Genomic DNA, 7,952 nt, shown 5'->3' on the forward strand with positions numbered 1-7,952 from the left:
CATCCTCTCTGCAAATCCCAGAAAGCTGGCTGAAAATGCTTTTTTTCAAATCAAGGCGCTCTGGCACCGCTTCGATGACGATATCGCAGTCTGCCAACTGCTCCATTTCCGATACGAGTTGGACTAGCTCTAGCGTCTCTTTCATTTCTTGTTCACTAATTTTGTTTTTCTCCACGTCTTTTGTCAGGATCGATTCCAAATAGACAAGCGCTTTGTCCAGCACCGCCTGATTTGCATCCAGCAGCATGACCTGATGTCCTTTTCGAGCACAGACGAGAGCAATCCCCGCTCCCATCGTTCCCGCCCCGATGACGCCTACTGTTTTTATACTCACTTGGGCTTGCCTCCCTTCGCCTCTAACGGCCTGTAAAACGAGGCGCACGTTTTTCCATGAAAGCGGTGACCCCTTCCTTATGATCCGCTGTGCTGCCAGCCGCCTCTTGTGCAAAAGCTTCATATTCCAAGGCCTCTTCCAACCCCATCTCAAGCCCTTTGTACATCGTGCGCTTGATCAAACCAATTCCCTTCGTCGGTAGTGACGCCAGCTTGCGCGCATACGCCAACGCATCCTCCATGAAGCTCTCCGCAGGGTACACCTGATTGACCAATCCAATTCGCAGTGCTTCCTCGGCGGAAACCTTTTCGCCCGTCATCGCCAGCTCCAACGCCTTGCCGATCCCGACGATGCGCGGCAAGTAGTAGCAGCCTCCTGAATCAGGAACGAGCCCGATGTTGACAAAAGCATTGACGAAGGATGCCTTTTCCGATGCCAGACGAATATCGCACGCCAGCGCAACACTCATGCCTGCACCTGCTGCTACACCGTTAACCGCTGCAATGATTGGCTTCTCTGTTTTTTGAAACTGGAGGATCATTGGATTATAGCGATCCCGCAAGAACCCACCATAATCCACATCTCCTCCCCCAGAAACGTCACCAAGATCCTGCCCCGCATTGAACGCCCGCCCTGCACCGGTAAGAACGATGCAACGCACATCGGCATCCTTCTGCGCTTGCTTCAACGCATCGGTGATTTCCTTGTTCATGACGGCTGTAAATGCATTGAATTTGTCCGGACGGTTCAAAGTCACCACTGCTACGCCTTCTGACACTTCATAAAGAATCGTTTCGTACATGGCCGCCTCCTAATGTCCCGTAAAACGGGGTTTGCGCTTCTCCAGAAACGCTTGCATGCCTTCTTTTCGATCTTCGCTTGCCAAAAGAAGATAAAAGCTGTTTCGCTCGTAATCCATTCCCTCTTGAAGAGGGAGATCCCCAGCTTTGTACACGGCTTTTTTGATGACCTGTACCGCGAGCGGCGGCTGCTGGGCGATTTGCTTTGCCAGCTTGAGCGCTTCCTGATAGTACGCCTCCACTGGCACTACTCGATTGACCAGTCCGTATTTCAACGCCTCTTTGGCCGAAATCGGTTCACCTGTGAGCAGCATCTCCAGTGCTTTTCGCTCACCTACCACACGCGTCAGACGCTGTGTACCACCAGCCCCAGGCATGACTCCCAGCTTGATTTCCGGTTGGCCAATGACGGCTGTCTCCGAAGCGATCACCATATCGCAGTTCATCATTAATTCACAGCCACCACCGAGCACAAAACCGCTGACGGCACCAATAATCGGTTTGGAGATGAGTGAGATGCGATCCCAAACCGCAAACTGATTGCGCTTCATGATGTCGATGGCTGATGCTTCCGCCATTTCATTAATGTCAGCACCCGCTGCGAACGCCCTCTCGTTTCCAGTCAGGATGATCACCCGAATATCCGGGTCGCGGTCCATTTGCTCCAGCTGGTCAACCAATTCGTCGACGAGCTGCAAATTCAGCGCGTTTAGAATCTTCGGTCGATTCAACGTAATGATACCTACACCATCTTCACTGGCTACGCTAATATATTCATAGGCCATGAACTGTCACACCCTTTTTTTACAGGAGTTGGTTTAGATAGCTGCCTGTGATTTGTTTCGGTTATCCACGACTCGTATCGCTTTGCCTTCGCTGCGCGTCAAGGAATTTGGCGGTTGCACCCGCAGTACCACGGACACGCCCAACGTATTTTTGATGTGATGGCAAATTTCTTTCACCAATGGCGAGAGAGCAGAGCTGTCATTTCCACTGAGCTCTTTTGCATAGGCTGGTGTCAGCTCGCAGTGCACCTCAAAACGGTCAAGGGCACCGTCGCGTTCAATGACGACCTGATAATGTGGAGCCAATTCGCTGAACGTGAGCAGGACGGACTCGATCTCTGTCGGGAACACATTGACCCCACGAATAATGAGCATGTCATCTACACGCCCTTTGATGCGCGACATCCGCATGGTTGTCCGTCCGCACTTACAGGGCTCAGGATTGAGGGAAGCGATATCACCCGTTCGATAGCGCACAACCGGGAATGCTTCTTTCGTCAACGATGTAAACACGAGCTCGCCTTCTTTTCCGTATGGGAGCACTTCTCCGGTATTCGGATCGATAATTTCCGCGTAGAAATGGTCTTCTGCGATATGCAAGCCATCCTGCACTTCATGACATTCAATGGAAACTCCTGGCCCCATCACTTCGCTCAGTCCGTAAATGTCCACCGCTTTAATGTCGAGCTCCTGTTCCAGCTGTACGCGCATTTCTTCTGACCACGGCTCTGCACCAAAAATCCCGTATTTGACACTCGTCTCACGTGGATCGATTCCTTGCTTTTTCATCTCTTCCACGATGTTGAGGACATAAGATGGCGTTGCTGCAATGCCACGTGGCTTGAAGTCCTCGATTAATGTAATTTGACGGGAGGTATTGCCACCGGATACTGGCACTGCAACTGCGCCCATATGCTCGATTCCGTTGTGCAGACCCAAGCCGCCTGTAAAAAGGCCATAGCCATACGCGTTATGGAAAATGTCTCCCGGCTCTCCGCCCGCACAGCAAATGGCGCGAGCCACGATCTCCGCCCAATTCTCCAAGTCTTTTTTGGTGTAGCCGACAACAGTCGGCTTTCCTTTCGTCCCGGATGAACCATGAATGCGTGCTACTTCCTTCATATCAACCGCAAACAGATTGAATGGATAATTTTCTCGCAAATCTGTCTTTTTCATAAAGGGAAGCTTCTTTATGTCTTCGATCGACTGGATATCTTCCGGTTTCACACCAGCCTCATTGAATGCTTTTGTGTGGAAAGGGACGCGCTCGTATACGCGTTTGACCGTTTCTTTCAAGCGTGCCAGTTGCAGTTCCGTCATTTTCTCTCTTGGTAGCGTTTCCATTTCTGTATTAAAGATCATGTCGCTTCCCTCATTCCCTTGCGTTATGACTCGGTAGGAGTACGTATTTGAAAATGTTACTCACCCTTAAAAACTGGTTTTCGCTTTTCGCGAAAGGCTTCCAATGCTTCCAGACGGTCTGTCGTGGGAATAATCACTTCATAGCACATGGTTTCGATATCTAGACCTGTCTGCAAATCGACACTGCTTCCGCGATCAATGGCTGATTTTGCCTGATACACCGCCAGCGGAGCATTTGCCAAAATCTCGTTCGCCAGCCCCATAGCCAACTCACATAGCTCCTCTGTATCTTTTGCGACAGCATTTACAAAACCGATTTGATACGCTTCCTGCGCTTGGATGCGCCTGGCAGTCAGAATCAGCTCCTTTGCCTTGGAAGGTCCGATCAAGCGAGACAACCGCTGCGTACCACCCGCCCCAGGAATGATGCCCAAGCTCACCTCTGTCAGACCCATTTTGGCCTCTGCGACGGCATAGCGGAAATCACAGGCCAGCGCCAGCTCAAAACCCCCGCCAAAAGCAAATCCGTTAATCATGGCAATCGTCGGCTGCGGAAGCCTCTCCAACGCAGTAAACACATCGCGGATTTTGCGGACATTGCGGCGTACCTGCTGTTCCGTCAATGTACGGCGCTCCTTCAAATCAGCTCCCGCGCTAAACGCTCGCCCCTCTGCCTTCACAATGACGACGCGAATCTCTTTTGCATCCAAACGGACCTGCTCAATCAAGTTCCCCAGACGCTCCAATGTTTCGTAGTTCAGCGCATTCAGCTCATCTGGACGATTCAGCGTAATCAGTCCTATATGTCCTTCACGTTCAAAGCGAACGCTCTCTTCCATCATCAACATCCTCCTTGTGCAGGCGGGTTCACACGTGCATACGTGCCGGTTGCAAAAGCCACAAGCTTGCCATCACAAGTCACGCGTGCTTCCATTACGATCAAGCTTTTCCCTTGTTTCAATACATGGGATTGTGCCTCGAGTACCTCACCGCGTGCAGGGTGCAGGTACTGAATCTTGCTCTCCACCGTCACACATTGCTGTACACCATCCACATGAGGTGCTGCCCCATGCCCCATCGCCACATCGGCTAATGTCGCCGTAACGCCTCCGTGTACGACACCTTCGATGCTATTGAACAGCTCGGGGCGAATTTTCAGTGCTACCTTACAGCCCTGTTCATCTCGGTGCACGACTTCTATGCCCAGGTAGTGGTTGAATCGATTACGGATCTCCACTGACATCTTTGCCCCCTTTCTCGTATCGTCTTGAAACAGTGAAAGGAGCCTAAGCACGTTGCTTTTGGCATCCTTTCTCCGTTTTATTTTCGCTGTCAGTTATTCGTTTTCGTCGATTTCGACGAAGTAATCATTTTTCCGGTAAGCTAGTGCATCCAGTGTCGCTACCAAGCCATGCTCCGTTTCTACGCGAATGCGATACCAGGCTGTGCGATTGTTTTTCTTCTCTTCGGTCGCTGTTGCCACCAAGCGATTCCCTTTCATGGCAGCAGCCAAAAATCCGATATTCATCGACAGTGCTACGGACGTTTTGCCATAGGAATTACAGGCCGCTGCAAAAACAAAGTCTGCCAGGGAGAAGATGATTGCGCCATGTGCGGTGCCGTGCGCATTCAGCATATGCTCGGCAACTGTGACTTCCGCGGTCGCCGTTCCTTCTCCCAGCTCAATCAGCTTAATGCCCAAAAATTGCGCAAACGGATCTTGCTTTAGCTTCTCACATATCTCTGCGTAATGCTTCTGATGGAGCGCTTGTTCGTCTACCAATCTTTTCGTGGTCATGATTAAACTACTTCTGCAAAATGCATGGACACAATTGGTCCAGCGAAGCCACGGAGGTCTTTTCCTGCTGCGCGACCCTCTGGGGATGACAACGCTTCCATCAAAGCTTCTTTCGATTCAAAGTACATTTCTGCCATCAGATGCAAATCAGATTCTCCCATTGGAGTTCCGTAGATTTTGCTCACTTCCATTTTGATTAAGCCAGGCATTTTCTCTGCCAATGGGCCATGTACCTCGAAATAATGCTTGTCAAAAGCATCGATATCTTCGGGCTTCCGATAAATTGCTATCAATTTCACCATCATGATCCCTGCTTTCCTCAGATTATAGTTGTAATGTGTGACGACTAATTCATATAACGTTATTTTAACGCATGTTAATATTTTTATTATATAAAGCCTTTGTGACAGGTGCAAGTATTTTTCAAAAAGCGAGAAAACTCTGCCAGATCGTATCCTCCCTTCTCTTCATGTTTATGACTGGGAAAAGGCTGACAGAATATGCTTCGATGGGGTGATTTCGACTTCTGTTTTCGGGAAAAGCCTTCGCTCGCAGGAGTATCCGCTTCATAAGAAAAACCCCGTTGAATCCAACGAGGCTCTCGAAGTAATATTATTGACCATTTAGTCCGGAATAGGCACAAAAAAATGGCTTAATCTCGCTTCCAATGATGGGAATGGGTTGATATGAAGTCCGCCATGGATCGTGGTTTTCTCCCTGTTACTCGTTCTACCGTATCGGTTACGCTGTTTTCGGCACCATTGCGAATATGTTTATCCAAATCTGCCATGAAACCTGCATATTCCATCGTCAAACCTGCTGTGACTAGCTTATCCTGCAATGCTTCCGTGCTAATATGTTCATGCTTGATAGTACGTCCAATTGCCGATTCAATCATAGCCGCTACTTCTGCATAGCTTAGCGCCTCTGGTCCCGTAATAAAATGATGGGTGTTATGTGGAATCTCGTCAATGAGTGCATGGACTCCAACTTCGGCGATATCATCAGCGTCTACGAATCCAATCCTTCCATTTCCCGTAGATGTAACAATCTTGCCCTCCTCTTTGATTGAGGTTCCATGTTGCCCATGAATAAAATTTTGCATGAAATAAGAAGGCTTCAATATTGCCCACTCTGGACTATGCTTGCTTACTGCTTCATGCAGCCTTCCGAACACGGGTCCATCCTCTGGAATAATCAAAGCACTTAGCATGACAATGCGTTGTACGCCGGCTTGTAAAGCCCTATCCAAAAATGGAAGTACGAGCGGAGATGGATCAAAAACACCCACTGGTGCTACCAGGTATAGTTTTTTCACATCTTTCAATGAATGCTCGAAGGTTGCTACTTCATTCCAATCAAAATGTACATGCTCGATGTCGGCGAGAGATGGTTTTGTACGGCTCGCTATACGCGGATGGTAGCCTAGTTCTGTTAGCTTTTTGGCAATACGGCTTCCTGTTGTACCCGTTCCACCTGTGATCAGTATCTTATCCTTACGTTCCATATGATCAGCTCCTTATCCAATCTTAGTTCCCAAACTGATGATCTCTGCTCAAAAACGATTCGATACTGCCACCGAAAGCGTCAATTGCCACCAATGGATTCCAATAATCCTTGTAATGGATGATTTTCTTGTCTATGATTTGGATGACACTCACGTATTTTTGATTGTACGGAAGTCCTGTAGCAATCACTTGACCTTCACATTCAAATTCCACAATGACATGGTTTGACGCTGCTGCATGATGAATGTGAGGAACACTGAATTTAAATAGGTCCATCTTTTGCGGAAAATCCTTGATATAGTTATAAATCGCAGGCTTCCCTTCAATTTTTGAGGGATAATTTTGGGGAGCATACGGGAACTCAAAAACAGCGTTGTCATCCCATAGTTCAATCCATTGCTCCATATCCTTCTCCAGCATAAACAAGAGGAAATTTTTCACAACTTCTTCTGCCTCCTGGCTGAGTTTTGTAGTAGCGTCAGTCATAGGTAGCACCTCACTAATCCTTGTTATTATTGATCCACATTCCAGCTATTTTTAGATCGATCAGTCTAGAATCGACACAAAAAAATACTCACCTCCTTTCCAGATCGATCAGTCTAATATGTGTAAAAATAGAATGAAGCGTCTACAGTCGCTCCATTATCAATCAAGCGTGGATAGAGTAACGGTTAAAATATGGTCTAGCACTTCTGGATTCGTAGTTAACTTAGCTGCTTGGGTTAAAGCGTATCGTGCATGATTCAAATACTGTGCAAGTGCACGCAAATTTTTCTCGCGATGACCCAGTTCGCCTTGTTCTTGAGCACGGACCAGTGCAGTATAAAATGCTTCTTCTAATCGTGCCATATCTTCTTTAAAAAAATCTGCAATTTCCGTATCATGTGGCACTTGATCAATGGCACTGAGCAAAATGAAGCATTCCTTGCAGCGACTCTCATCCTTGAGTACAGTTACGATTTCGCGGAAAATCTCCGCAATGCTTTCCTTCACCGAACCCGGCCGCTCCAAATACGAAATAACGGCAGTCGTCTTCTCGCTCGCGTAATGCTTTACGGCTAAAAGAAAGAGATCTCTTTTCGTGCCATACGTATCATACAGGCTTTGACGGGCGATCCCTAATCCATCCAACAAATTTTGCAGAGACGCACCCTCATAGCCATAGTGCCCAAATACTTCCATTGCCTTATGCAGGACAAGCGTCGTATCGAATTCCTTGCTTCTTGCCATGTTATGAATACTCCCTTCTGCGTTTAGATTATCTTTTCCGGACTGTTTAGTCAAGATTTTTCGGATCGTTTAGTCTAAAATATTTATTGTTGCATTCCTTCGCCAATAGCCTCGTGGGAAGAAGCGAATTTCCAG

General features: G+C 48.0%; 11 protein-coding genes. All 11 read right to left on the minus strand.

Annotated features, from left to right (window positions below):
• Window positions 1-334, minus strand: a 334-nt coding sequence (locus C7R94_RS28965) for a 3-hydroxyacyl-CoA dehydrogenase family protein (RefSeq protein ID WP_233220702.1), incomplete at its 3' end; no start/stop codon positions are given.
• Window positions 335-356: 22 nt separating this feature from the next.
• Window positions 357-1,136: an enoyl-CoA hydratase-related protein gene (locus C7R94_RS28970; protein WP_047073315.1), complete on the minus strand. Its 780-nt coding sequence runs from the start codon at window positions 1,134-1,136 to the stop codon at window positions 357-359.
• Between the two features lie 9 nt (window positions 1,137-1,145).
• On the minus strand, window positions 1,146-1,919 hold the full coding sequence (locus C7R94_RS28975; RefSeq protein ID WP_106785965.1) for an enoyl-CoA hydratase-related protein: 774 nt from the start codon (window positions 1,917-1,919) through the stop codon (window positions 1,146-1,148).
• A gap of 33 nt (window positions 1,920-1,952) precedes the next feature.
• Window positions 1,953-3,281: a phenylacetate--CoA ligase PaaK gene (gene paaK / locus C7R94_RS28980; RefSeq protein WP_106785966.1), complete on the minus strand. Its 1,329-nt coding sequence runs from the start codon at window positions 3,279-3,281 to the stop codon at window positions 1,953-1,955.
• A 56-nt stretch (window positions 3,282-3,337) separates the two neighbouring features.
• Entirely contained in the window at window positions 3,338-4,123 is a 786-nt protein-coding gene (locus tag C7R94_RS28985; protein WP_174769375.1) for an enoyl-CoA hydratase-related protein, read from the minus strand.
• Complete coding sequence (locus C7R94_RS28990) at window positions 4,123-4,524, minus strand: PaaI family thioesterase (protein WP_047073320.1); 402 nt, start codon at window positions 4,522-4,524, stop codon at window positions 4,123-4,125. Before C7R94_RS28990 ends, C7R94_RS28985 begins: the two co-directional genes overlap by 1 nt.
• A gap of 93 nt (window positions 4,525-4,617) precedes the next feature.
• Entirely contained in the window at window positions 4,618-5,079 is a 462-nt protein-coding gene (locus C7R94_RS28995; protein WP_047073323.1) for a PaaI family thioesterase, read from the minus strand.
• A 2-nt stretch (window positions 5,080-5,081) separates the two neighbouring features.
• Window positions 5,082-5,381 (minus strand): EthD family reductase, encoded by a 300-nt coding sequence (locus C7R94_RS29000; RefSeq protein WP_106785970.1) that lies wholly within the window; start codon window positions 5,379-5,381, stop codon window positions 5,082-5,084.
• Between the two features lie 350 nt (window positions 5,382-5,731).
• The gene (locus C7R94_RS29005; RefSeq protein WP_106785967.1) at window positions 5,732-6,586 is read right to left on the minus strand and encodes an NmrA family NAD(P)-binding protein; all 855 of its coding nucleotides are present in this window, start codon (window positions 6,584-6,586) and stop codon (window positions 5,732-5,734) included.
• Between the two features lie 22 nt (window positions 6,587-6,608).
• Window positions 6,609-7,073, minus strand: coding sequence for a nuclear transport factor 2 family protein (locus C7R94_RS29010; RefSeq protein ID WP_106785968.1), 465 nt, complete (start codon window positions 7,071-7,073; stop codon window positions 6,609-6,611).
• A gap of 159 nt (window positions 7,074-7,232) precedes the next feature.
• Window positions 7,233-7,817 (minus strand): TetR/AcrR family transcriptional regulator, encoded by a 585-nt coding sequence (locus C7R94_RS29015; protein ID WP_106785969.1) that lies wholly within the window; start codon window positions 7,815-7,817, stop codon window positions 7,233-7,235.
• Window positions 7,818-7,952 lie beyond the last annotated feature (135 nt).

The sequence above is a fragment of the Brevibacillus sp. NRRL NRS-603 genome, from assembly GCF_003013445.1.
Taxonomy (GTDB): domain Bacteria; phylum Bacillota; class Bacilli; order Brevibacillales; family Brevibacillaceae; genus Brevibacillus; species Brevibacillus formosus.

Excerpts from the sequence above, each read along its gene's own strand:
- C7R94_RS29010 (WP_106785968.1), bottom strand. The coding sequence starts at position 7,073 with ATGACTGACGCTACTACAAAACTCAGCCAGGAGGCAGAAGAAGTTGTG.
- C7R94_RS28995 (WP_047073323.1), bottom strand. The coding sequence starts at position 5,079 with ATGACCACGAAAAGATTGGTAGACGAACAAGCGCTCCATCAGAAGCAT.
- paaK (WP_106785966.1), bottom strand. The coding sequence starts at position 3,281 with ATGATCTTTAATACAGAAATGGAAACGCTACCAAGAGAGAAAATGACG.
- C7R94_RS28985 (WP_174769375.1), bottom strand. The coding sequence starts at position 4,123 with ATGATGGAAGAGAGCGTTCGCTTTGAACGTGAAGGACATATAGGACTG.
- C7R94_RS28970 (WP_047073315.1), bottom strand. The coding sequence starts at position 1,136 with ATGTACGAAACGATTCTTTATGAAGTGTCAGAAGGCGTAGCAGTGGTG.
- C7R94_RS28975 (WP_106785965.1), bottom strand. The coding sequence starts at position 1,919 with ATGGCCTATGAATATATTAGCGTAGCCAGTGAAGATGGTGTAGGTATC.
- C7R94_RS28990 (WP_047073320.1), bottom strand. The coding sequence starts at position 4,524 with ATGTCAGTGGAGATCCGTAATCGATTCAACCACTACCTGGGCATAGAA.
- C7R94_RS29015 (WP_106785969.1), bottom strand. The coding sequence starts at position 7,817 with ATGGCAAGAAGCAAGGAATTCGATACGACGCTTGTCCTGCATAAGGCA.
- C7R94_RS29000 (WP_106785970.1), bottom strand. The coding sequence starts at position 5,381 with ATGGTGAAATTGATAGCAATTTATCGGAAGCCCGAAGATATCGATGCT.
- C7R94_RS29005 (WP_106785967.1), bottom strand. The coding sequence starts at position 6,586 with ATGGAACGTAAGGATAAGATACTGATCACAGGTGGAACGGGTACAACA.